The sequence below is a fragment of the Clostridium sp. YIM B02555 genome (assembly GCF_022320955.1).
Taxonomy (GTDB): Bacteria; Bacillota; Clostridia; order Clostridiales; family Clostridiaceae; genus Clostridium; species Clostridium saccharoperbutylacetonicum.
On the sequence record NZ_JAKJJY010000002.1, the window covers coordinates 196,987 to 223,646 of the forward strand.

18 protein-coding genes are annotated in these 26,660 nt (G+C 30.7%); 15 read left to right on the forward strand and 3 right to left on the reverse strand.

Annotated elements, in window-relative coordinates:
* Nucleotides 1-4 precede the first annotated feature (4 nt).
* Complete coding sequence (locus L3B98_RS04395; RefSeq protein ID WP_238915763.1) at nt 5-706, forward strand: response regulator transcription factor; 702 nt, start codon at nt 5-7, stop codon at nt 704-706.
* On the forward strand, nt 696-2,066 hold the full coding sequence (locus L3B98_RS04400; protein ID WP_238915764.1) for a HAMP domain-containing sensor histidine kinase: 1,371 nt from the start codon (nt 696-698) through the stop codon (nt 2,064-2,066). Before L3B98_RS04395 ends, L3B98_RS04400 begins: the two co-directional genes overlap by 11 nt.
* Before the next feature lie 115 nt (nt 2,067-2,181).
* Here L3B98_RS04400 and L3B98_RS04405 read toward each other — a convergent pair whose 3' ends face one another.
* Nucleotides 2,182-4,296, reverse strand: coding sequence for a M6 family metalloprotease domain-containing protein (locus L3B98_RS04405; RefSeq protein ID WP_238915765.1), 2,115 nt, complete (start codon nt 4,294-4,296; stop codon nt 2,182-2,184).
* Nucleotides 4,297-4,616: 320 nt separating this feature from the next.
* Nucleotides 4,617-5,459 carry a methyl-accepting chemotaxis protein gene (locus tag L3B98_RS04410; RefSeq protein WP_238915766.1) on the reverse strand — a complete coding sequence of 281 codons (843 nt, stop codon included), beginning with the start codon at nt 5,457-5,459 and terminating at the stop codon, nt 4,617-4,619.
* 457 nt (nt 5,460-5,916) lie between these two features.
* On the opposite strand from L3B98_RS04410, the gene L3B98_RS04415 reads away from it, so the two are divergent.
* Entirely contained in the window at nt 5,917-6,903 is a 987-nt protein-coding gene (locus tag L3B98_RS04415; protein WP_238915767.1) for a 3-oxoacyl-[acyl-carrier-protein] synthase III C-terminal domain-containing protein, read from the forward strand.
* 47 nt (nt 6,904-6,950) lie between these two features.
* Nucleotides 6,951-8,528: an AMP-binding protein gene (locus L3B98_RS04420; protein WP_077366076.1), complete on the forward strand. Its 1,578-nt coding sequence runs from the start codon at nt 6,951-6,953 to the stop codon at nt 8,526-8,528.
* A 187-nt stretch (nt 8,529-8,715) separates the two neighbouring features.
* Here the strand turns inward: L3B98_RS04420 and L3B98_RS04425 are convergent, their stop codons facing one another.
* Nucleotides 8,716-9,591 (reverse strand): AraC family transcriptional regulator, encoded by an 876-nt coding sequence (locus L3B98_RS04425; protein ID WP_015394952.1) that lies wholly within the window; start codon nt 9,589-9,591, stop codon nt 8,716-8,718.
* Nucleotides 9,592-9,929: 338 nt separating this feature from the next.
* On the opposite strand from L3B98_RS04425, the gene L3B98_RS04430 reads away from it, so the two are divergent.
* The 11 genes from L3B98_RS04430 to L3B98_RS04480 all read left to right on the forward strand — a co-directional run bounded on the left by L3B98_RS04430 (nt 9,930) and on the right by L3B98_RS04480 (nt 26,590).
* Nucleotides 9,930-10,601, forward strand: a complete 672-nt coding sequence (locus L3B98_RS04430) for a GntR family transcriptional regulator (protein ID WP_015394951.1) — start codon at nt 9,930-9,932, stop codon at nt 10,599-10,601.
* A 169-nt stretch (nt 10,602-10,770) separates the two neighbouring features.
* Nucleotides 10,771-11,832, forward strand: a complete 1,062-nt coding sequence (uxuA, locus tag L3B98_RS04435) for a mannonate dehydratase (RefSeq protein WP_077366075.1) — start codon at nt 10,771-10,773, stop codon at nt 11,830-11,832.
* A 104-nt stretch (nt 11,833-11,936) separates the two neighbouring features.
* Nucleotides 11,937-13,547 (forward strand): mannitol dehydrogenase family protein, encoded by a 1,611-nt coding sequence (locus tag L3B98_RS04440; protein WP_275298368.1) that lies wholly within the window; start codon nt 11,937-11,939, stop codon nt 13,545-13,547.
* 298 nt (nt 13,548-13,845) lie between these two features.
* Complete coding sequence (gene uxaC / locus L3B98_RS04445; RefSeq protein ID WP_077366073.1) at nt 13,846-15,249, forward strand: glucuronate isomerase; 1,404 nt, start codon at nt 13,846-13,848, stop codon at nt 15,247-15,249.
* 48 nt (nt 15,250-15,297) lie between these two features.
* A complete protein-coding gene (locus L3B98_RS04450) occupies nt 15,298-16,800 on the forward strand; it encodes an MFS transporter (RefSeq protein ID WP_015394947.1) in 1,503 nt (500 codons plus the stop codon).
* A 153-nt stretch (nt 16,801-16,953) separates the two neighbouring features.
* Entirely contained in the window at nt 16,954-19,464 is a 2,511-nt protein-coding gene (locus tag L3B98_RS04455; RefSeq protein WP_238915768.1) for a TIM-barrel domain-containing protein, read from the forward strand.
* A gap of 402 nt (nt 19,465-19,866) precedes the next feature.
* A complete protein-coding gene (locus L3B98_RS04460; RefSeq protein ID WP_077366071.1) occupies nt 19,867-20,808 on the forward strand; it encodes an alpha/beta fold hydrolase in 942 nt (313 codons plus the stop codon).
* A gap of 96 nt (nt 20,809-20,904) precedes the next feature.
* The gene (locus L3B98_RS04465) at nt 20,905-23,394 is read left to right on the forward strand and encodes a TIM-barrel domain-containing protein (RefSeq protein WP_077366070.1); all 2,490 of its coding nucleotides are present in this window, start codon (nt 20,905-20,907) and stop codon (nt 23,392-23,394) included.
* 444 nt (nt 23,395-23,838) lie between these two features.
* Nucleotides 23,839-24,816, forward strand: a complete 978-nt coding sequence (locus tag L3B98_RS04470; RefSeq protein WP_015394943.1) for a mannose/fructose/sorbose PTS transporter subunit IIA — start codon at nt 23,839-23,841, stop codon at nt 24,814-24,816.
* Nucleotides 24,817-24,852: 36 nt separating this feature from the next.
* Nucleotides 24,853-25,659 carry a PTS mannose/fructose/sorbose transporter subunit IIC gene (locus tag L3B98_RS04475; RefSeq protein ID WP_015394942.1) on the forward strand — a complete coding sequence of 269 codons (807 nt, stop codon included), beginning with the start codon at nt 24,853-24,855 and terminating at the stop codon, nt 25,657-25,659.
* A 19-nt stretch (nt 25,660-25,678) separates the two neighbouring features.
* Nucleotides 25,679-26,590 carry a PTS system mannose/fructose/sorbose family transporter subunit IID gene (locus L3B98_RS04480; RefSeq protein WP_015394941.1) on the forward strand — a complete coding sequence of 304 codons (912 nt, stop codon included), beginning with the start codon at nt 25,679-25,681 and terminating at the stop codon, nt 26,588-26,590.
* The last annotated feature ends 70 nt before the right edge of the window (nt 26,591-26,660 follow it).

The window sequence follows — 26,660 nt, forward strand, 5'->3', positions numbered from 1 at the left end:
AAATATGAAAACAATTCTTGTTGTTGAGGATGAACTTTCAATTCGAAGTTTTGTCTCTCTAAATTTGAAAAAGAAAAAATATGAGGTTTGGGAAGCTGAGACTGGAGAAGAGGCCTTGATTATTTTTAAAAATAGAAAAATTGATATCGTATTATTAGATATAATGCTTCCAGGTATTGATGGATTTGAGGTTTGCCAAAAAATTAGAGAAATAAGCCAACTTGTTGGAATTATTATGCTTACAGCGAGAACACAGCAGGAAGATAAAGTTAAAGGCCTTATTAATGGTGCCGATGATTATTTATCTAAACCCTTTAGCATGGATGAGCTAGAAGCAAGGATAATCTCACTAATTCGAAGACTAGATTATATAGTTTCAAAGGAGGAGGGTTCAATTCTTAAATCAGGTCCTTTTGAGCTTGATGTGAAAAACAAAAAAGTTTTCCGTTCAGGACAAGAGGTAAAAGTAACTCCTACCGAATATTGTTTGCTCCAATTTTTAATTAGTAATAGAAATCAAGTGTTTACAAGGGATAATATTTTAGATGAAGTTTGGGGAATAAATTATATAGGTGATGTAAAAGTGGTTGACGTTAATATAAGGCGTATTCGTAGAAAAATTGAAGATGATCCAGCAAATCCAAAGTATTTATGTACAGATTGGGGATATGGTTACCTTTGGAGGGAGCAAACCTATGAAGCGTAAGGTCATTTTTTATTTTATGATTATTATTCTGCTCACCCTAGGACTTGTGATGTTAGGTTTTGTTACTGGGATAAGACAATATTATTATCAAGGAATAGTTAATACCTTTCAAAATCATGTGGAGTCAGTACCATCTGTATTTGAAAATCAAACTAATTTATCTAACACTGATTTAAGAGCTTTTAGTGATGAAATTATTAAAAATTATCAGCTTAAAGGAGCGGAATTACAATTATTAAAAAGAGATGGGCAATTGATTCAATCATCAACAGGCTTTTATGGAGATAAAAACTATTCGTTAGATCCTTCTGTACTAGCACTGAAAACTATTAATAAAATTGAGGAAAATGAATATTCTGGTGAGAAAATCATGTGTGTATATACGCCTCTTACCTTTGATGGTCAAGTAATTGGAATTTTACGATATTCTACAGCTTTAACAAAAGTGAATTCTTTAATTATGAGTTTATTGGGTTATGGAATGATTATTTGCGCAGTTGTTGCACTTATTGTATTTATGTTAAGCTTACACTTAGGGAAGATCATAGTGACTCCATTAAATGATATTATTAGTTTTACAAATAAAATAGCTGCTGGTCAGTATAAGGTGAAAATTGAAAAGGTGTATCCACATGAGTTTGGAGAAATAGCAAAAACACTTAATTATATGGGATATGAAATATTAAAAACAGATCGTTTAAAAAATGAATTCATCTCATCAATTTCACATGAACTCCGAACGCCTTTGACAGGAATTAAGGGATGGATTGAGACAATGCAATCTCCAAATGAAATGACTGACGAAGAACTAAGATTTGGATTAAAAATTATTAATGGAGAATCAGAACGTCTTATAAATTTAGTGGAGAATCTTTTGGACTTTTCAAGGTATCAAGCTGATAGAATAGATCTCAATATCTCAAAGTTTAATTTAGATAAACTTATTCGTGAGGGTGCCTTTCAACTTCAAAAAAAAGCAGAAAAAAAAGAAATTAGAATTATTGTTGAAGCAATACCATTTATTTTTAAGGCAGATAGAGATAAGTTAAAGCAAGTTATACTTAATGTATTAGATAATGCTATTAAGTTTTCTTATAAAGATAGTTCAATTTATGTCACTCAAGCAGTTAATAATAATTCTGTTATTATTCAAATAAGTGATAGCGGCATTGGTATTAAAGAAGAGGAGCTTGAGCATGTAATGAGGTCATTTTATAAGATTGATCCTAAATCAATAGGTGCAGGACTTGGATTAGTAATTTCTCGAAATATAGTAGAAATGCATAAAGGGACTATTCAAATTGAAAGTGAGTATGGAAAAGGCACATCAGTGATAATTACACTGCCTTTAATAGAATGAAGAATATGATGAGAAAAAGCATGAGATTTAGAAATAGAAGATTTGTGTCACATCATTTAAAAAATTATCAAATGATGTGACACAGATCATTTTAAGTTTTCAAATTCACAAACTTTTATTTACCATATACTTTCCATTCAAGAATTCCTGTTGAGCTAGAACCATTTGATTCCATTTCAATTGCTATTGCATTTGTTGATACTGGAGTAAAAGTAGTAGTATTATATTTATTGATTTCAGTACCAAAGCCTGTTGCATTATTTACATCCTGCCAAGCTTGTCCATCCCAATATAATATTCTATATGAAGCTGGTACATCTATACCTTGCCCGTCTTTAAACCAATACACATCGCAACCTGATAGAGTAAAGTTTTTATTAAATTGATATTGTACCCATTGTGATCCAGTTTTTGGCCAATTTCCATATGCTCCGTTGCTTTTGTCATTTGAATTCTTAGGGTCTTTTCCATCATTTAATGCCTTTATTGTTTCCCAATCAGACACATAAGAAGTAGTAACAGTAGCTTGTCTGGCTATATTTGAATCTTTATTAGTATCTGGATTTGTTGGATAGGGATTGTTTCCAGGATTCGAATTACCTATTCCTTTAACAAATGTCATCTTATTTTCAGAAGCACTTACTTGTGAAATATTTAAACCGGAAGATGTTCCATTCCACCATTTAGAATTAGGAGAAGTGGAATCATTGAATGAATCTTTATAGCTACTTTTAAACAAATCTCCCACATTTCCGGCATTTCTATTTTTTTCTAAATCGAATTTACCATCAGCTTGTTCAATAGATACAAGGAAATGATTACTTGAGGTCATTTGGTTTTTAGAGTTATCACCATTTTCATCTACATGCCAAATTCCAAGACCAGAATCTGGCAAGGTAGCATATCTACCTTTTTTTTGTAAATTTTCAACAAGAAAGTATTCTTTAGAATTATTTCCTGTCCATTTATATGAATATTGATTTCCGTTTGGATCAGCAACAGCTTCTAATTTTGTTCCATCACTGTAAGAATTCATAGTTGTTGGAGTATTCCAACCTGATATGATATTTCTGCAATAAGGGTCAGGTGGAATAGGATTTTTTTGATCAGAATTTCCACTCATTAAACTATATGCACCAGTACCATTTGAATCTCCATCATAATCATATAAATCTGGATATCCATAAATCATATGTCCACTTTCGTGGCAGATTGTATATATTGATAAATCATCACCTATGTTAGACATTTCGTACTTTTGGATTTTCATGCCATTTATATTGACATTTTTTCCATACCAAGCTTGATGTGGCCATAATCCCTTTGCCCAACCTGCTACTGGTTTACCTGCATAAAGGATATTGACAGCTTTGGCATAGCCGTTAGCATCCTTTGTGATTTTTGAAGGATCAAAATTTTGAGTTTTTAGCCATTGAAAAACTTCTTCTGTAAGTTCGTTTGCTTTAGTATATGTACCAGTTTCTTCATCTAAATCATCATAATATGATTTTGGTTGTTTAGCTGTATAAAATCCTATTACATTGTTAGTATATGTTAGTTTGCCACCAGAGACATCATAATAAAAATCACGTACAGAACCATTATTCCCATAGCCTGTATATCCAACTCCATTCAAGAAATCATTGATATCTGATTTTGATATGTCACTGTCTTGATCAGTAAAATTAACTAAAATTGTTAACCCTTGTACATTACTTAGGGAAGAAGCTTGAGCCTTAGAATCAAGTAAGTTATCTGTATTATCATCAATTTTACTTTTAGCTAATGAAGAAGAAAGATAATCATCAGCATGTAAATTTTTTCTTACCTTGTTTACTTTTGTCTTAATGGCTTCTTTTTTTATTTTTAAATGTTTTTGAAGATTAGTTTTTTCACTTTTATTGTTAGCGTTAACAACAAATTTTGAATCACTTAATTCACTAGAATTTTTATATATTTCTCCAGTTGAAACATAATCGGTGCTATCGTCATTTAACTTTGCATAGCATATCCAACCATCTTTATCGCGGCAAAGTGTATATCCATCCAAGCTTTCAACTTGTTGAAAATATTCATCCCCCGTAATTTTAACCTGAACTTTACTTCCATCTGGTTGTGATAATTCATATTTTAGATTAGTATATGGTGCAGCAGATGCACCTATACTCATACCACCCCATATAGTTGCTACAATAGCTGTAGTCGTTAAACATCTCATTATTTTTCTCATTATACATACCTCTCCTTATATTCGTTTAAAGTAAAAGAATTTCTTTAATTTAGTTGGCCAACTATTATATAATCTCAAAAATTCATAAAAATGTAAATACTTTTTGTGTAAAAATGTCTAATTTATAATAATATTGGAATATAAGGGAAGGCGTTAAATGTGTAGAATTGGTGATTTATAGCTATTTTTGGAAGTTTGTAATTATTTGTGAGTATAACATCAAAAAAGGAAAAAATGAAAAATCGACATAAAATATGCTGTTGTAAAAAAGCGCAAACTTACAACAGCATATTTTATGAAGGTAAGGGTATATTTATATTTTAGTCTTGGCGTGCAAATTCATTTAATTGAGTTGCATTAGATGTGAGTTCTTCGATAGTTGCAGTAATTTCTTCAAGTCCTGCTGTTTGATTTCCTAATAAATTATTAGATTTTTCAAACCTTTCATAAATTTCATTTATTGAATTTTGTATATTATTTAAAATTTCATTAATTTGCATTATTGATTCTTTTGTTGAGTTGGAAAGATTTCTAATTTCAGAAGATACTACCCCAAATCCTTTTCCGTATTCTCCAGCTCTTGCTGATTCAATAGCTGCATTTAGCCCAAGTAAATTGGTTTGTTTTGCAATACCTTCAATGAATGTTAAAACCTCATCAGTTTTTTTAGAACTTTCTTTTGTCTCAAGAATAAAATTCTTAATGCTCTCATTAGTTTCACCTATTTGTTGAAAAGTAGAAGCCATTTCCACTGCATTTTTACTCATTTGCGTTAAGGCTCCTGATAATATATTTGCAAGATTTGATATTTTCTCTTTCTTCACCGTATTGTCAACGCTCATACTTGTTATCAATGTACCCTCAACGTTATCATCAACAATAACTGGGATGCCTATTGTTTCTACAGGAAATCCAAAAACTTCTTTTGGTACAGTAATATGTATAATTTCTTTTCTTTTTAAACAGGTATCAGCAGCAGATCCAGGTGGAATTTTATCGCCTGCTTTAAAATTAATTTTTAGATGCTCGCTATTTTGCACTAGAAGGAATTCCTCGGAGTTAGAAATAGTAAAACCTAATTCTGTTCCAAAGTAATATTTGAAGTATGGCATCATAGTGTGAAAGGATTCCATTAATTTGTTATCAGATATTTTTTTTATCATTTTCATCTCTCCCCTTTTTACCATTTATTTATTATTTTATAGAGTGTATACTAAGCCTCCTTTTCTTAAATATTAGTTTCAATTTCCTTATAATTAACGTAAAAGCTAGTATATTCATCTAATGAGTTATCATTTGTTTATTTGGAAAATTTATCTTAGATATATTTTACCATATAATTAAATAGTATTGGATACATTGTAATTGTTTTAATTTGATATTTTTATAAAAATATAATTGTCATATTAACAATTATGAAAAAAATGTATGCTTTTATTGAGAAGTGTATGATATACACAATGTTTTGCTTATAAATGATAATTTGCATCTGAAATATGAACAATATCAATGATAAATTTTAAATAATATGTTATATTATATATAATACCATAATTAACATATAAAGGAGGTGGATTAACTATATTTTTAATACTATAATAAAATATAGTTAAAAATGATATGGAAAATGTTAAAGTTAGAGATATTGAAGTGTATCATGGAAGAAATATTGTTGACAATGACTACTACATAGAACATTTCAAGAAACAAGGAAAAGATGTAAAAAAATTTTTTGAGGAAACCTTAGGAAGAAAATACAGATATGAAATTAATCGTGAGAGTGAAAATGCATTGACTATGGCAATAGAAGTTTCTCATAAGGTACTAAAAAAATCTAATTGCACAGGAAAAGATATAGATATGATTGTATATTCAGGTATGCTTTCAGAGTATGTTTCTCCAACGTCAGCACTAATTATTCATAATGCCATTAAAGGGAAAAAGGAATGCTTTTGTCATGATATGAATGTAAACTGTATTGGAATGACCTATGCCCTAGACTTGGTTAATAGGTATATATCAACAAATCCACAAATAAATAGAGTGCTTTTGGTAGGGAGTGATTATCTAACTCCACAAGTGAGTCCAGAAAATGAAGAGTGTTATGGACAATATGGAGATGTTTCATGTGCTGTCATATTAGAAAGAACTGAAGAAGATTGTAAGCTAATTGACACTAAGGTAAGTGTTAATAATGATTTTATTGATTATGTTAGGTTTCCTAAATGTGGATTTGCACATATTTATGATGCTCCCAAGGAAGAAATGTATGTAAAATGGAAATCCTTTGGAACCTGGTGGATAGATGGAGCTATAGAAAACATAAATTCAATATTAGATAAAAGTAAATTGGCTATTGAGGATATTTCTATGTTTTGTTTTTCTCAAATAGCTTACAAAAATATAGTTACATTACGTGAGCAATTAGGGCTTTCCGAAGAAAAAAGCCTGTATGTTGGTGATACATATGGATATACAGGAACTACAAGTCCATTCCTTGTATTCTATGAAGGAATAAAAACAGGGCGTATCAAACGTGGAGATTATGTAGTATTTTGTACTGTTGCAGCTGGATCAACCCATATAACCTCATTAATAAAATATTAATTTAATCTTTATACTATTTTCTATTTTGAATGAGAGGTGTATTAATTATGGAATTAATTAATGAAACTATAGGGACATATATAACCAGGGTATTTAATAAATTTGCTGATAAGGAAGCATTAGTTTATGTTGAAGATGGTAGAAGATTTACATATGAAAAGCTTAGTAAAGAAATAGATTTAATTTCAAAAAGTTTAATATCAATTGGAATAAAAAAAGGAGATCATGTAGCTTTATTGGCATGCAATTCCCCAGAATGGATAATAGTGTTTTTGGCAATATTAAAAATAGGAGCTGTTTGTGTATGCTTAAATTATTCTTCTACTGAAGAGGAAATAGATTATATGTTAAAACAATCTCAATCCACAATATTAATAGTAAGCGATAAGGATATGATTGAGAAAGTTGACTTAAAAAAATTTGATTATTTAAAAATTACGTTAAAAATGAAAACGTTGTTTAATTTAGGTCTTATCATGTCGCAAATGAAGAAAGCTCTAGAAGATGAACTGATTGCTGTATATAATAATGTTTCGGTAAATGATATGGCTACAATTCTTTATACTTCAGGAACTACTGGAAATCCGAAAGGGATCATGTTTACCCATAGTGCAGTATTAAATGGCCCCCTTTCTTTTCTTGAGAATTTTAAGTATACTTCTGAAGATACTATATTAGTTACTCTTCCATTAAATCATATCTTAGGTGGTAAATATTCTGCAATTTTAGGTCTTTTAGCTGGTAGTAAAATTGTTTTAATGAAAAAATTTAAAACCTCTGTTGCATTAAAAGCAATTGAAAGTGAAAGATGTACTGGCTTTCATGGAGTACCAACAATGTATCAATATTTATTAACAAATTGTGACTCATACGATATTTCAAGTTTAAGAGTTGGAATGATTGCAGGGGCAGTTTCTGCTAAAACCCTCATGAAAGACATAATGGAGAAACTTTCTATTTCTGAATTAAACAATACTTTTGGACAAACTGAAACTTTAGGAGTAACGCAAACTACGGTTTATGATAAAAATGATCCTAAAATAAATACAGTTGGTAAACCAGTTAAGCATGTGGAGATAAAAATATGCAATCCAGAAACTAAAGAAATACTGCCTAAAAATTCTGAAGGTGAATTATATGTAAAAAGTCCTTATAGCATGGTTGGATATTATAATAATCCAATAGCTACAAATGCTACTATTGTTGATGACTGGATACGTACAGGTGATTTGGCATTTATAGATGAAGACGGTTATTTATCTATAAAAGGACGGCTTAAGGATGTAATAATTCGGGGGGGAGAAAATATTTCGCCTGTAGATATTGAAAATCATCTTATAAAGCACCCAGAAATTGAAAATGCAATTGTAGTTGGAGTTCCAGATGAAATTTTAGGAGAAGAAATATTTGCTTTTATTAAAATTAATAAAACTTCTTCATTAACCAAAGAAGATATAATAAAATTTTTATGTGGAAAAATATCAAAGTGTAAGATTCCAAAGTATATAGAATCTATTGATTCATTTCCATTAACATCAACTGGGAAAATTAGGCGCAATTTATTAAAGCAAATTGCATGTGAAAAAATTAATTCTAGTGAATTAGTTGAAATTGCGGTCAATTAAATTAAGAAAAGTAATATATATTTTAATCATAATTTTAAGCATCTTAAAGAAACTAGAGATAATTTAGTTATTTTAAGATGCTTAATTTTTTTATTCTTTAGAAATTTATAATACAGTAAAATATGTGGATAATATATGAAAAAGACTATTTAACTGAGTTGTGTATAAGAAAAGAATAAAAAACAAATCATATTTCCGAATCAGATTTAACCATAAGTTTATAAAACTGTTTAGGTGAAATACCATACTCATTTTTAAAAGCTCTAAAAAAGTTTGTGTAATCTCCAAATCCAGATTGTTTATATACAACATTTATTGGATGATGATTTAGAATCAACTCTTTTGCAGCAATTAACTTTTTTTGCATACAGTATCTATGAATTGAAGTACCAGTGTATTTTTTAAATTCCCTAGCTAGGTGAAATTTACTAAGATAGAATTCTTTAGAAAGTTCGTCAATAGTAATTTCTTCATTGATATGATTATTGATATATTCAACTATTCCATCAATCAAATTACTCTTTGTTATTTCAATATCTAAATCAGATTTATCGTTTAGTACAAGATTGTTTAATTGAATTATAAGTTCTAGCATATAAGCTTTATATAGTAAATCTTTGCCTATACCTTTATAATTTTCAAGATCAAGAAGTTTACTCAGCTGAGCTCTTATATTTTGTTGAATTTGAAAATCAGGTCTTAATACATTCTTCTTTTCTATATTTTCAAAGCATTGCGTAAGGTCAGTTTCTGTTGTTGACAACTCATGTAAAAAAGACTTATTTATCCATAGCACGATGCGTTCATAAGGAGCCTTCATACTATTAATAACTGCACGATGAAGCTCATTTGTATTAATCAATATGATATCACCAGATTTAAGATTATAGGATTTTCCTTCAATTAAATAAGTAACATCTCCAGAGAGATATAGATAAAGTTCATAGAAATCATGATTATGTAAATATTGAAATGGAAGATCAGTATTTAAGAAGTGAAAAATTTCATAATCGCTGGAAATCATATGCTTACGAGTAAAAAAATCGTGTATTTTCTTTTTCATTTGTACCTCCTATAATATTTTTAGATTTTGTAGAAATTGCAATAAATTTACTGAATTATTAGACAATTAAACGTTTTAAAAATTAGAAATAATCATGTAAAGTCACATTTTTTAATAAAACTTAGGTATATTATATTTTACTACAGCAACTTTTACAAGTTATTAAGCAATAGAAGCATATTTTTTTTTTAACCTTTCAACTATAATTTAAGCATGGAAAGTGCCTGAGAAAAAAAGCGGCATTTATTTTTACAATAGCTGTAAACGGTTTTTGGATATAACTGCACTCATAAGTACCATACAAGTATGGTTATTCTAAACAAGGGAGAAAATATATAATGGCTTTAGAAGTGAATAAGAACACAACAAGTAAAACAATATATTACAAACTTAGAGAAGAAATAATTAATATATATCTCGAGCCAGGCACTATGATTTCTGAAAATGAGCTTTCGGAAAAGTATGGCGTAAGTAGAACACCAGTAAGAGAAGCACTTGTCCGTTTAGCTCAAGAAGGCTTAGTGAATATTTATCCTCAAAAAGGAACTAAAGTTTCGTTAATAGATTTATCTGCTGTAGAAGAAGGAAGATTTTTACGTGAACATTTGGAAAGGGCCGTAGTAAAAGAAGCATGCAATAAATTTTCAAATGAAAATTTATTGGCCTTGGAAATGAATTTAAAACTTCAAGAAATGTATATGGAAAATCATGATTATAAAAAATTATTTGCCGCAGATGAAGAATATCATAAGATAATTTTTGATGGCTGTAATAGAAAAAGAATATGGAAAAGTATAAGTGACGATAGTACTGAATTTCAAAGAATACGTGTACTTAGACTTGTATCAAATCAAAGTTGGGATAATATTTATGAACAGCATAAGGAGATTTTTAATGCAATAAAAAACAAGAATGAAAATGAAGCAGAAGAGTCAATGAGAAAGCATTTGAATATGGTTGTATTAGATAAAAATCAAGTGAGAGAAATGTATCCAAACTATTTCAAATAATTAAGTGATTTTTATGAATTATAGAAATTAAAAATAATAAGGCACTTACTTGTATTCTTAATTTAAAGGAGGTGATGCTTGAAAGAGGTATGGAATCAATAATTTTACATATTATTTTATACGAACTAATGCATTAAAAACCAAGTAGAGTAATAGGAGGAACATAACTATGAAAATGGGGTTTAGATGGTACGGTGAAGGAAATGATACCGTAACACTTGATCAAATCAAACAAATTCCAGGCGTGGAATCGATTGTCTGGGCTCTTCATGATATGGCAGCTGGTGAAGAATGGCCAATGGAAAAAATTCTTAAGGTAAAAGAAGCAACTGATAAATATGGATTTAACTTAGACGTTGTTGAAAGTGTTAATGTTCATGAGGATATTAAGCTAGGATTACCAACAAGAGATAAATACATTGAAAATTACAAAAAAACAATAGAGAAGTTAGCTAAGGTTGGAGTAAAAGTTATTTGTTATAACTTTATGCCTGTGTTTGACTGGCTTAGAACAGATCTATACAAAGAGGCAGAAGATGGATCAACAGCTCTTTTCTATGAAAAAGCAAGGATTAATGATATAGATCCAATGGAATTAGTTAATAAAATAGCATCAAATCCAGACCTTACAATGCCAGGTTGGGAGCCAGAAAGACTTAAAAATTTATCACAGCTTTTTGAAGCATATAAGAATGTAACAGAAGAAGATTTATGGAATAACTTAAAATATTTCTTAGAGCAAATTATACCTGTTGCAGAAATAAATGATATTAAGATGGCAGTACATCCGGATGATCCACCTTGGTCAATCTTTGGACTACCAAGAATAGTAAAAGACAGAAATGATTTAGCAAGATTATTAAAGCTTGTAGATAATCCTTATAACTGTTTAACTCTTTGTAGTGGAGCAATAGGTTCAAATCCAAATAATGATGTACCAGCTATGATAAGAGAATTTGGAAATAGAATTGCTTTTGCACATATTAGAAATGTAAAGATTTATGAAAATGGTGATTTTATTGAAACATCTCATAGAACATGTGATGGTTCTCTAGATATATGTGACATAGTTAAAGCATATGATGAAGTTGGATTTACTGGATATGCAAGACCAGATCATGGAAGACATATTTGGAATGAACAATGCAGACCAGGTTATGGACTTTATGATAGAGCACTTGGAATTATGTACATATGGGGAATATGGGATTCATTACAAAGAAATAAATAGATATTAAAATTTAAACTCAATTTATAATAAATAAATTTTTATTAGTTATTATTTTAAAATGAGGACAATCTTTTTAATAAGATTATTAAGAGGTGAAAAGAAAAATGAGTAATACCAAAATAGTATTAAGCAAAGACAGTATCAAGGATAAAACTTTATGGGAAAAGGCTGGAATAGAACTCCCAAAATTTGATTACGACAAAATGTCAGCTTTAACTAAGGAAAATCCTACATGGGTTCACTTTGGAGCAGGAAATATATTTAGAGGTTTTATAGCAATGCTGCAGCAAGAACTTTTAAATACTGGAAAAGCAGAGTCAGGTATTGTTGCCGTAGAAGGATATGATTATGAAATTATAGATAAAATTTATTCCCCTCATGATGATTTAAGCTTATTAGTAATTATGAAACCAGATGGAACCTTGGAAAAGAAAGTAGTAGGAAGTATAGGTGAAAGTCTAGCTGGTGACTATTCAAGAAAAGAAGAATGGAATAGATTAAAAGAAATATTTTCAAATCCGTCTTTGCAAATAGCAAGCTTTACAATAACAGAAAAAGGTTATAGTGTGAAGAATTTATTAAAGGAAGATATAACAGATGGATTAGAACATCCTGTAAGTATTATTGCTAAAGTTGCATCCTTAGCATATGTAAGATATCAAAATGGACAACATCCAATAGCATTTGTAAGTATGGATAACTGTTCAAAAAATGGTGAGAAACTTCATAATGCAATGGAAACAATGATAAATAAATGGATTGAAAATGGACTTGTAGAAGAAGATTTTCTTAAGTATATCAATAATAAGAAGAAGGTATCATTCCCTTGGAGTATGATTGATAAAATTACACCTAGACCATCACAAAGCGTTAAGGATACATTAGAAAAAGATGGCTTCGAAAGTACTCAGATTGTAACAACTAACAAAAATACTTATATAGCACCATTTGTAAATGCAGAAGGCCCACAATATCTTGTAATAGAAGATGATTTTCCAAATGGCCGTATGCCTTTAGAAGCTGCAGGTGTATTTTTAACAAGCAGAGAAACTGTAGAAAGAATTGAAACAATGAAGGTTTGTACTTGTTTAAATCCGCTACATACGTCTCTAGCAGTATTTGGATGCCTTCTTGGATTTAACTTAATAGCAGATGAAATGAAAGATCCAGCTTTAAAGAAATTAGTTGAAAAGATTGGATATGAAGAAGGAATGCCTGTTGTTGTAAATCCTGGAATAATAAATCCTGAAGACTTTATTAAAGAGGTAGTTGAAGTTAGACTTCCAAATCCATATATACCTGATACACCTCAAAGAATTGCTTCAGATACATCTCAAAAAGTTGGTATAAGATTTGGAGAAACAATTAAAGCTTATAGTAATAGAGAAGATTTAGATCCTAAACAACTTAAATATATTCCACTTGTTATTGCAGGTTGGTGCAGATATTTAATGGCAATAGATGATAATGGTAATGCAATGGAATTAAGCCCAGATCCATTATTAGATGAGCTGAAAAAATATGTAGCTAATGTTAAATTAAATGAAAAAACAGCCTCAGGTAACATCTTAAAACCAATACTAATAAATGAAGAAATTTTTGGAATAGACCTTTATGAAATAGGTTTAGGAGAGAAAATTGAAGGTTATTTTGATGAAATGATTTCAGGTGTTGGAGCAGTGAGGTTAACTTTAGAAAAATATCTTGAATGTTAATACTAGGTTACATAATTAATATTTATGTAAAAAAAATAAACATTTTCCCATTCTGCACTTGTTATATTCTGCTAAATAGTACAAGCAAAGAATGGTAAAAATGTCTAAAAAATTTTTGTGGATTACATTATATCATAAATTACATAAAGTAACAATGTTACATTAAATGTAAATGAAAACATTATAGTAAAGTATCGAATAGGTATAGATTATATTATATGGTAACTTTATTATTTGCTAATAAACCTAACTATTTCAATACTTTACAAATATCTATTTGAAAGTAGGATGATGAATTTTGAAAGATTTCATGGATGATAATTTTTTACTATCAAATGAAACAGCTATAGATTTATATCATAATTATGCAAAGAATATGCCTATTATTGATTATCACTGCCATATTGATCCAAAGGAAATATATGAAAATAAAAAGTTTGAAAATATAACTGAAGTATGGCTGTATGGAGATCATTATAAATGGAGAGCAATGAGATGTAATGGTATAGAAGAAAAATATATAACAGGAGATGCTAATGATTACGATAAATTTTTAGCATGGTCTAGAACTATACCAATGTCTATCGGTAATCCCCTTTATCATTGGACTCATTTAGAACTTCAAAGATTCTTTGGAATATATGAACCTCTTGATGAAGACACTGCTCCAATGATTTGGGAAAAAGCAAATAAATTATTAAGAGAAAACGGCTTTAGAGCAAGAGATTTAATAAGAAAATCTAACGTGGAAGCCATATGCACGACTGATGATCCCACTGATACCTTGGAATATCATATAAAACTTAAGGAAGAGAAGGACTTTAATGTAAATGTTTTACCTACTTTTAGGCCGGATAAGGGAATTGAGATAGGTCAAGAAGGCTTTGTTCACTGGGTAAAAAAACTAGAAGAAGTATCAGAAGTTAATATAGGTAATTACGATGAATTTTTAAAAGCACTTGATTCAAGAGTAAGGTTCTTTCATTCAGTAGGATGTAGGATTGCAGATCATGGTATAGATGGAGTGGTAGTATATTCAGATACATCGAAGGAAGAAGCATCAGCTATATTTATTAAGGCTTTGCGTGGAGAAGCAGTAAGTATAGATGAAGAAAAGAAATATAAAACTTATACATTAATACATATATTTAAGCTTTATCATGAACTTGGATGGGTTATGCAGCTTCATATTGCAGCTCTTAGAAATAATAACACTAAGATGTTTGAAAAAATTGGGGCTAATGCAGGCTTTGATTCTATTAATGATGAGAGTATAGCATATCCACTATCAAGGCTTTTAGACTCTGTAGATAAAGAAAACTCACTTCCAAAAACAATTTTGTATTCATTAAATCCAAAGGATAACTATATTCTTGGAACAATGATAGGAAATTTTCAAGGTGATGGAATACCAGGGAAAATACAATTTGGAGCTGCTTGGTGGTTTAATGATAACAAAGATGGAATGATTGAACAAATGAAAGCACTAGCTAATCTTGGAACCTTTGGTCGTTTTATTGGAATGTTAACAGATTCAAGAAGCTTTCTATCATATACCAGACATGAATATTTTAGAAGAATAGCTTGTAATTTGATTGGAGAATGGGTTGAAAATGGTGAAATTCCAAGAAATATGAAATTATTAAAAACAATTGTTGAAGGTATATGTTACAACAATGCGAAAGAATATTTCAGTATTTAGGTTAAAAATTTGCTATTAAGAATATTAATGAAGAAAGAGGTAGAAATTATGTCTAGAAAAGATAAAAAGATTACTTTGCCTGTATGTATTGGTTATGGATTAGTAGATTTAATGGGTGGTGGAGCATTTACAATAATTGGAGCATTCTTATTGTTCTTTTATACAACTTTCTGTGGACTTACACCTATAGAGGGGGCTTCAATTGTTGCAATAGCACGTTTTGTAGATGCAGTTGCTAGCTTATTTATTGGTAGTATTTCTGATAACTTTTATAAAACTAAGCTTGGAAAGATGTTTGGAAGACGTCGTTTCTTCTTACTAATTGGTGCGCCATTAATGGCAGTTTATGTATTAATTTGGACAATTGGAATGGGATATTGGTTCTATTTAAGCTGCTATTTATTGTTTGAAATAATTGCAGCAATGATATTAATACCATGGGAAACATTACCTACTGAAATGACAACTGATTTTGGGGATAGAACAAAAATTTCAACTTGTAGACTTGTTATTTCTTCTTTAGGTCAATTTTTAGGAACTTTTGTTCCAGCTCAATTAATTGGTCACTTTGGTCAAAAGAACCCTTATGCATATTTCTATAATGGATTATTTTTTGCAGTATTATACGCAATTTGTATTTTTATAACTTATAAAGTAACTTGGGAAAGAGAAATTACACCAGCTATGGAACAAGAACTGTTAGAAAGAGAAAATTCTAAAGGTGGTAGAAGCTTTGGGGATTACCTAAAGGTGCTTGGAGAATATGTTTCTACATTTAAGCTTAAATGCTTTAGAAAACACTTAGGACTTTATTTATTATCTTTCACTGCGGGTGATATATTTAATGCCGTATTCTTATTCTTCTGTGTATATAATTTAAAAGTTTCATCATCTGTTGGTGCATATTTACTTTCTTTTAGTATCATTGGTATACCAGGAACAATTATTGGTGGAGTTTTATTTTTAAAGCTAGGACCTACAAAGTTATATAAAATTACTTATACATTTATGATTTTAAGTGTATTAGCTTATTATGGTGTTTATTTATTTAATCCTGAAGGAAAGACTGCTATTTTACTTGGAATTTCTATAGTTTATTTCGCATTTAGATCATTGGCGGTTTTAACTCCTTGGACAGTATTCCCATTTATCCCAGATGTAGATGAAATTGTTTCAATGAAAAGAAGAGAAGGTCTTTTTGCTGCAGTTATGACATTTACTAGAAAAAGTACAGTAGCTCTTGCAACATTCTTAATTGGTGTTGTGTTACAAGAAGGAGGATTTGTTAAAGGACAAGATGTCCAATCTCCTCAAACAGTACAAATTATTGGATATGTTTTACTTATTGGATGTGTAGGTTTATTTGCACTTTCTTTAATTCTTGCATTTACTTTCAAATTAAATAAGGAAACACATAAGATATTAATAGATGAAGTTGAAAGACTAAAAAATGGTGGATCTAAAAATGATGTTGATCAAGAAACAAAACAAGTTGTTGAAGATCTTACAGGCTATAAATATGAAAGTGTTTGGAAAGAGAATGCTATATAAGTTAAGTTAGTTAGTAATGTAAATTAAGTAACAAATGACTTTAGGTGAAATCAAATAATTAACAAGTCCATTTATGGTTGGATAATGAAAAAATGGACTTGTTATTTAATTTAATGTTTCATAAGGCACATTAAAAATATAGGAGGAATTTATATGTTATTAAAAAGATTTTTATCTATGGACAAAATTGAAAATGGCTATTTAGTAAAAGGTGATACGGCAGATATAAAAATTATCTTTATGTCAGATGATATTATACGTATTAGAACTTCTTTTGATAAAAAGTGGTCAGAAGAGTCGTATGCATTGGTTATGACTGCTTGGGAAGATAGATTAGATTCATTGTTTAAGGATGAGCGTAAAAGAATAACAGCTTTAGATATCTCTTTTGAAGAAACAGAAAAAGAAATTATATTTAATACAAAAACATTGAAATTAGTTATGTCTAAAGAACCATTATATTTCTCTATATATAAATTAAATGGTGAGAAAATATATAGTGATTTAGCAGATAGAGCTTTTGAATGCGATCAGTTAGGAAGAATCTCACATTATAATGAAGTAGACTTAGAAAATGATCATTTCTATGGATTTGGTGAAAAGACAGGGAAAGTAGATAAAATGGGTAGAAGAATGCGTATGTCACCTAAGGATGCAATTGGACATGATCCGGAATTTGGTGATCCTTTATATAAGCATATACCATTTTACATAAAGTTAAATAACAATAATCGTCATGCTTTAGGATTATTCTATCATAATTCTTATGATTCAGTATTTGATATGGGAAATGAAATTAGTGGATATTGGCCACGCTATAGTTATTATCAAGCTGATGGAGGAGATATTGATTTGTTCTTCATCAATGGACCAAAAGTTGAAGATGTTTTAGATAATTACACAAAGTTAACAGGAAGGCAGGCAATGCCTCCAAAGCAAAGTTTAGGATATACGGCTTCTACAATGTATTATGCTGAACTAGAAAAAGATTGCGATAAGGAAATATATGAAGTAATTAAAAAACATTTTGATGAAAAAATGTATATAGATAACTTTAAATTGGCATCTGGTTATTCTTCTGGAGAAGAAGACAATTTAAGATATATTTTTAATTGGAATAGAAAGAGATTTCCGAATCCAGATGAATTCCTTGAAAAAATGAATGAAATGGGACTTAATGTTATACCTAATTTAAAACCAGGAATATTACCTAAGCATCCTTATAAAAAAGAATTCGAAGACAATGATGTATTCATTAAAAATCCAGACGGAGATGGAGATTATCATGGCCGCTGGTGGGGTGGTACTGGAAGGTTTGTAGACTTTACTAAGGCTTCTGGTAGAGAAACATGGAAGAAACTACTTAAAGAAAATATTCTAAGCAAAGGAACAATAACAGTTTGGAATGATAACTGCGAATATGATGGTATAGAAGATAGAAATGCCTTATGTGATTTTGATGGAAAACCAGGTACTATGGCTGAATTAAAAATCATGCATTCAAATATGATGGCTTATGTTGGGAAAGAGGCAATTGCTGAACTTTATCCAAATCGTCGTCCATATATTATAAATCGTGCTGGATTTGCAGGAATTCAAAGATATGCACAAACTTGGGCAGGAGATAATTTAACAGATTGGAGAACATTAAAATTTAATATAGCAACTATAATTGGAATGGGGCTTTCAGGAGTAGCAAACACAGGTTGTGATATTGGAGGATTTGCTGGAGGAGCTCCAGAAGGAGAACTTTTATTAAGATGGATACAAAATGGTATATTCCAACCAAGATTCTGTATTAATTCAGCAAATAATGATAACACTGTTACTCAGCCATGGATGTATGAAGAAAATAATGAATTTGTTCGCCATGCTTATAGACAGCGTTATAGAATGTTACCATATTTATATTCATTAATGTATGAAGCTCATACTACAGGTAGATCAATAATGCGTCCGCTGTTTATGGAATTCCAAGATGATATTAACTGCTATGATGATAAATATATGACATTTATGTTTGGACCATCAGTTTTAGTTGCAAATGTTCTAGAAAAGGGAGCAGTATCAAGAGAAATTTATTTACCAGAAGGTTGTACTTGGTATGATATGAATAATAATATGATGGCATATAATGGTGGACAAGTAATTCAAATTCCAGTTTCACTTGATAGCATACCTATGTTTTTAAGAGGTGATGGAATATTCATAACAAATGAAGAAGTAACTCATATAACTACAGATAAAATGAAGAGCTTGGACATTTTAATTGGAGGAGAAGCAGAAAGAAGCTTCAAGTTCTATGATGATGATGGTATAAGCAAGGATTTTGAAAAAGGTGTATATGAAAATACAGAAATTAGTGTAAGCGGTGGAGCACGTAAGAAGATTTCATTTAAAACAACAGGAAGCTATGAAAATGAAATATCTGAACTTAGAATTAAATTAGTGAGCAAAGAAAAGGGAGCATACTGGGTATCTGTTGATAATGAAAGAATACCACGTTTCCTTAACAAGACGTCTTGGGAAAAATCAGAACAAGGATGGTATTATGAGCTATCAGACAGAACAGTTTTAGTTAAATGCAAGAAACCAGAAAAGAAGGAGTTTGATATCATAGTTTCTTGTGAAAGATTTGATTTAATTGGAATGGGAGATGAATAGTACTATGCTATAAATTACTGAAATATGATACAGTTATCTTCCGCAGGACTAGTGAAATCTTCGCTGAAAGGTTCTAAATGTGGGCTAGTCGTCATTCAAGCGTGTTCCAGATGTAAAATCTCCAAGGAGAAAGTTCATGTTTCCAAATATAAAATTTGGACATTCACTTTTTGGACATTCACTTTTGGACAAGCTTAAAATGAAACAAGCCCCCATTAATAACCTTCATCAGCTCAATTTCACATGTCTGCTCCAGAAAAAATGTATCATATTTCTAGAGTAGTTTAGTAATTTTAATTTCTCAAGAGAGTATATATATTCCATTTATAAGTTTGATTATTAATTGGGATATCTATAATTGAAAAGATAGTTTTAGAATTTATATAAGTAAGGAGATTTATTATGGCATTTCAAGAAATAAGTTTTGAATCATTTAACAAAAAAGATAAAGTGCAAGCTTGGATTTATAATCCAATTAAAAAACCGATAGGAATAATTCAGCTTTTACATGGTTATCATGAACATTCGCGTAGATATATACATATGATATTAAAATTAAATGAAGCAGGTTTTATAGTTGCAGCTGATGATCATGTTGGACATGGAAAAACAGCTTATGTTTCGAATAATTGGAGTGACTGGGGAGATAAAGGATATATTACAATGGTAGAAGATGAGCATACTCTTCGTCAAATTGTTCAAGAAAAGAATCCAGGATTACCTTATTTCATGTTTGGTCATAGTATGGGATCAATGATTGCTAGATGCTATGCTGCTACTTATGGAGAAGGAATTGATGGTCTAATTGTATGTGGAACTTCAGGAGTATTTAAGTCAGCAAGCACAGTTATGCCTATTTTTAAGCAACTAATAGATGATGGGAAAGGTGAAGAAGTTGATCCAGCCTGCCTAGAACAACTTATGGGGTGGATGTGGAAATCTGAACGATATCAAGAAAATCCAGTTACTGCAAATAACTGGGCATGTGGTGAACAAGCCGTAAATGAAGATCATGCAAGAGATATATATAGTGACTTATTAATGCCACCTAATATACGTTCACTATATTACTTCGTTAATATGATGAATGATATAGTTGGAACTAAGTGGGCAGAGAAAGTACCAAAAGAAATTCCAGTTTACAACATTGCTGGAGATCAAGATCCAGTTGGACAGTATGGAGAAGGCGTTTATGCAGTATCAAACTGGCTTGCAGAAACAGGACATAAGGTTAAAACAAAAGTTTATTCAGGATATAGTCACGAAATACAATATTACACTGATATTATGGATGAAGTTGAAAATGGAATTATAGATTTTATGAATTCTGTTATTGCTAAATAATTAAAGGGAATAATACAGTAAATATAAGCTTTTTTAGAAAAAGGCCTATATAGATGACTGATTGTATATATAGATATAATTGAGGAGGATAATATTATGATGATAAGTAATAAAATAATAAGATTAGATAATTTTGAGGATTATCTAGAAATTGCTACAAACGCAGCCAAATATAGAATTATACTCTTAAATGATGATATAGTGAGGATTCGCTGCACTTTTGATGAAGAGTTTAAAGATGAAGCTTCATATGCTTTAGTTATGACAGCATGGGAAGATAAGATGGATGAGTTATTAAAAAATGAAAGAACAAGAGTTAAAGCAATTAGTACTAAATATGAGGATTTAGGAAATTATATTGTATTAGCAACAAAAAATATTAATGTAAATATTTATAAAGAGCCATTTGGTATAGAAATTACTGATAAGCAAGGAAATGTATTACATTCAGATTTAAAAGAAAAGGCATATGTTAAGGATACATTAGGAAGATTATATCATTACTCATGTTTGGAGGATGAAGATTATTTTTATGGATTTGGGGAAAAAGCTGGATATTTAAATAAGAAAAGAAGAAGAATGAGAATGCATAATGTGGATACTATAGGTTATGATTCAGAATGCACAGATCCACTTTATAAGCATATTCCTTTTTACATAAAGCTTAATAGTAAAAATAATCTAGCAAGTGGAATATTCTATAATAATTCTTATGATTCTACCTTCGATATGGGATGTGAGAGAAGTGGATACTGGAATAAATATAGTTATTTTTGTGCTGATGGCGGTGAATTAGATACATTTTTCATAAATGGACCACAAATAAAAGATGTAGTAAAGAATTACACAGATTTAACAGGAAAAACAGCAATGCCAACAAAGTATTCCTTAGGATATATGGGGTCAACTATGTACTACACAGAGCTTGAGGAAGATTCAGATAAAGCTATTTTGCAATTCATAGATAGATGTAAAGAAGAAGGGATTCCTTGTGATGGTTTCTTTATGTCATCAGGATATACAACTGGTGAAGATGGGAAAAGATATGTATTCAATTGGAACCATGATAGATTTAAAAATCCAGGGGAGTTTGTAAGCAAGTTAAAGGAAAAAGGGGCAGCTCTAGCACCTAATATAAAACCAGGTATGCTAATTTCTCATCCTTTATACAAAGAATTTGATGAAGCAGGCGCTTATATAAAGGATGAAAAAGAAGAAAACTCACAAACTGATAGATATTGGGGAGGTCAAGCTTCTTTTGTAGATTTCACTAATCCTAAAGGAAGAGAATTGTGGAAAAAGCATCTAAAAGAATCGCTAGTTTCTCTTGGAATAACATCTATATGGAATGATAATAACGAATATGAAATAAATAATACAGAAGCTGTTTGCCATTTTGAGGGTATGAAGAAAGAAGTAAGTGGATTAAGGCCAATAATGCCAAACTTAATGGCACTTATGGCAAAAGAAACTGTGGAAGAAGTTTATCCAAATACAAGACCATATATAACAAATAGAGCAGGATTTGCTGGAATTCAGCGTTATGCACAAACTTGGGCTGGAGACAATAATACAAGCTGGAAGAGTTTGAAATTTAATATTCCTGTAATATTAGGATTAGGGCTTTCAGGTGTAGCAAATCAAGGTTGTGATATAGGAGGATTCTTTGGACCAGTACCTGAACCAGAATTATTTGTAAGATGGGTTCAAAATGGAATATTCCAACCAAGATTTTCAATTCATTCTTGTAACAATGATAATACAGTTACTGAACCTTGGATGTGTCCATCTTATACTAAGTATATAAGAAATGCTATACAATTAAGATATAAATTAGTTCCTTACTACTACTCACTATTATTTGAGGCAGCTACAGAAGGAGCACCAGTTATGCGACCTTTAATATATGAATTCCCACAGGATAAAAAATTGCTTGAAGAAAGTTTTGATTTTATGATTGGAAATTCAATTTTAGTTGCTAATGTTCTTGAAAAAGGTGCAAAAACTAGAAAGGTATATTTACCAGAAGGAGCAACTTGGTTTGATTGGTATACAAAACAAGCTTATCAAGGAGGCCAAACAATTGAAGTTGAAGTTACACTTGGATCAATTCCAATGTTCTTTAGAAGTGGTGCAATTGTTCCAATATGTGAAGAGTTAATGAATATTCATAAAGATTCAATGGATAAGCTTAATATTTTAATAGAGCCATCACAAGAATCAAGTTTTGTATTGTATGAAGATGATGGTACTACAAACAATTATAAGAATGGAGAATATTTAAAGACAACTATAAGCATTAACAATGAAGCTGGAATAAAGGTTGTCTTTGACAAAGAAGGTAATTATAAAACAACAGTTAGTGAAATGTTAGTAAATGCATTCTGTAAAGATATAGCACCAATGCAAGTAAGACTAGAAAATAAAAAACTTAAAATGTTCCTAGATAAAAAAGAATGGGAAGCAAGTGAAGAAGGCTGGTACTACGATATGGAACAAAAGACAGCTAAAATAAAATATAAAAATATTGAAGAAAACTATGTATTATATATTGACTCTGATGTTAAGGATCTGATTTCTATATAATATGAGTTCCTTGTAGATTATACTAAAACATATATTTATCCATAATATCTGTAGTAAATCAGATATTATGGATATTGTTTATTCAAAGATTAATATAAGATTAAAAAAAATTAAAAATATATTGCGCAATAGAGAAAAACGTGTTAGTATGTAAAGGTAGTCATAAGGGAAACCTTTAATAAAGGGATCTAAATGGGCTATATTGAAATAAAAATATCTAGCGTGTTACTGATTCGATCAGGCATGAGCATAGGTAATAAAATAATTTAATATTTGTTTGGCACATCACATAATTTGTATGGTTTTATACGGTATTATCATATATTTTATGATCTAATTTGGAGTACAAGTAGTGTGATGAAAAGCTTACATATATTGTTTTATTTTATTTCTAATGCTCATGCCTTTTGTTTTTGTAACAAATAAAAAATAGGAGGTAAAAAAATGGTAGGAATTATTCTTGCTAGTCATGGCGAATTCGCTGAAGGTATCATGCAATCTGGTAAAATGATTTTTGGAGAACAAGAAAACGTAAAAGCTGTTACGTTGATGCCTAGTGAAGGACCTGATGATCTTAGAGCAAAATTGAAAGAAGCAATTGCATCCTTTGACAACCAAGATGAGGTTTTATTCTTAGTTGATCTTTGGGGTGGTACACCATTCAATCAAGCAAATGCTCTATTTGAAGAACATAAAGATAAATGGGCAATTGTAGCTGGTATGAATTTACCAATGCTTATTGAAGCTTATGGTGCACGTCTTTCAATGGAATCTGCACATGAAATTGCAGCGTTTATCTTAAATTCAGGTAAAGAAGGAGTTAAAGTTAAACCAGAAGAATTAGAACCAGCAGATACTGCTAAATCTAATGGAGCTGGAGCAGGGCAATCTAATGCAGGTGCACCAGGATCGTTTGAATATGTTTTAGCTCGTATTGATTCTCGTTTGCTTCATGGTCAAGTTGCAACTGCTTGGACAAAAACTGTAAATCCTACAAGAATTATTGTAGTTTCAGATGCAGTAGCAAAAGATGAGCTTCGTAAGAATTTAATAACACAAGCTTCTCCTCCAGGAGTTAAAGCACATGTTGTTCCAGTTGATCATATGATTAAACTTGCAAAGGATGATAAGCATTTTGGTGGTCAACGTGCAATGCTTCTTTTTGAAAATCCACAAGATGTTCTTAGAGCAGTAGAAGGTGGAATACCACTAAAGACAATCAATGTTGGTTCAATGGCTCACTCTATAGGAAAGGTTCAACCAAGCAAGGTTCTTGCGTTCAACCAAGGAGACATTGATACATTCAATAAGTTAAAACAATCTGGACTTAATTTTGATGTTCGTAAAGTACCAAATGACTCAAAAGGAAATATGGACGAAATACTTAAAAGAGCACAAGAAGAATTAAATAAATTAAAATAATCTAGTTAATTAGATAAAAAAGGAGGATTCATAACCATGACTTTAAATATAGTTCAAATTATATTAGTCATTTTTATAGCATTTTTAGCTGGTGTAGAAGGTATCTTAGATGAATTCCAATTTCATCAACCATTAGTTGCTTGTACGTTAATCGGCTTAGTTACAGGGCATTTAGTACCATGTTTAATATTAGGTGGTAGTCTTCAAATGATGGCCTTAGGTTGGGCAAACATTGGTGCTGCCGTAGCACCAGATGCAGCGCTTGCATCTGTTGCATCTGCAATTATTTTAGTTCTTGGAGGTCAAGGCGAAGCAGGAGTTGCTTCAGCAATAGCTATTGCTGTTCCTCTAGCAGTTGCAGGGTTATTATTAACAATTATTTGTCGTACAATAGCTACAGCATTTGTTCATTTTATGGATGCTGCTGCTAAAGAAGGAAATATCAAAGCTATTGAAATGTGGCAAGTTGCTGCTATTTGTTTACAAGGTGTACGTATTGCAATTCCAGCAGGATTGATTTTAGCAATTGGTGCTGGCCCAATCAGTACATTACTTGCTGCAATGCCTGCTTGGTTAACAGGTGGTTTAGCTGTTGGTGGTGGAATGGTTGTAGCTGTTGGTTATGCAATGGTAATAAATATGATGGCTACAAAAGAAGTATGGCCATTCTTTGCAATTGGTTTTGTATTAGCAACTATTTCACAAATCACACTTATAGGACTTGGTGCTATCGGTGTTGCTATAGCTCTTATTTACTTAGCACTTAGCAAACAAGGTGGTTCAAGTAATGGTGGAAGTTCAAATACTGGTGATCCTTTAGGGGATCTTATCGATAGATACTAAGAAGGGAGAGGAAACGAAAATGTCAAAAGAATTAAAATTAAGTAAAAGAGATCGTATTTCTGTTTGGTTCCGTTCATTTTTCCTTCAAGGTTCTTGGAACTATGAAAGAATGCAAAATGGTGGTTGGGCATTTGCAATGATCCCAGCAATCAAAAGATTATATAAGAGTAAAGAAGATAGAGCAGCTGCATTAGAACGTCACTTAGAGTTCTTTAATACTCATCCATATGTAGCTTCACCAATTATAGGTGTAACATTAGCATTAGAAGAAGAACGTGCAAATGGTATGGCAATTGATGATGTAACTATTCAAGGTGTAAAGGTTGGTATGATGGGACCTTTAGCTGGTATCGGAGATCCAGTTTTCTGGTTTACTGTAAGACCTATTTTAGGAGCATTAGGTGCTTCACTTGCTTTAAGTGGTAACATTCTTGGACCAATTATCTTTTTCCTTGCTTGGAATATCATTCGTATGGCATTTACATGGTACACACAAGAGTTTGGTTTCAAAGCTGGATCTCGTATTAGTGATGACTTATCAGGTAATATGCTTCAAGATATTACAAAAGGATCATCTATCCTTGGTATGTTCATTTTAGGATCATTAGTTAACAGATGGGTATCTGTTAAATTTGCTCCAGTAGTATCATCTGTTAAGTTAAGTGAAGGTGCTTTCATTGATTGGAGCAAACTTCCTCAAGGAGCAGAAGGTATAAAGCAAGCTCTATTACAACAAGGATCTGGTATGTCATTAACTGATACTAAGGTTACAACATTGCAAAATAACTTAGATTCATTAATTCCTGGTCTTGTAGGATTATTAATTACATTACTTTGTATGTGGTTACTTAAGAAGAAAGTATCTCCAATTGTTATCATTCTTGGATTATTTGCAATTGGTATAGTATTCCACTTGATCGGTTTAATGTAACATTTTTCACTTAGCCTAGGCTTTTAGCCTGGGCTTTTCTTAACATAATAAAGTAGTTAAGTTTAATATG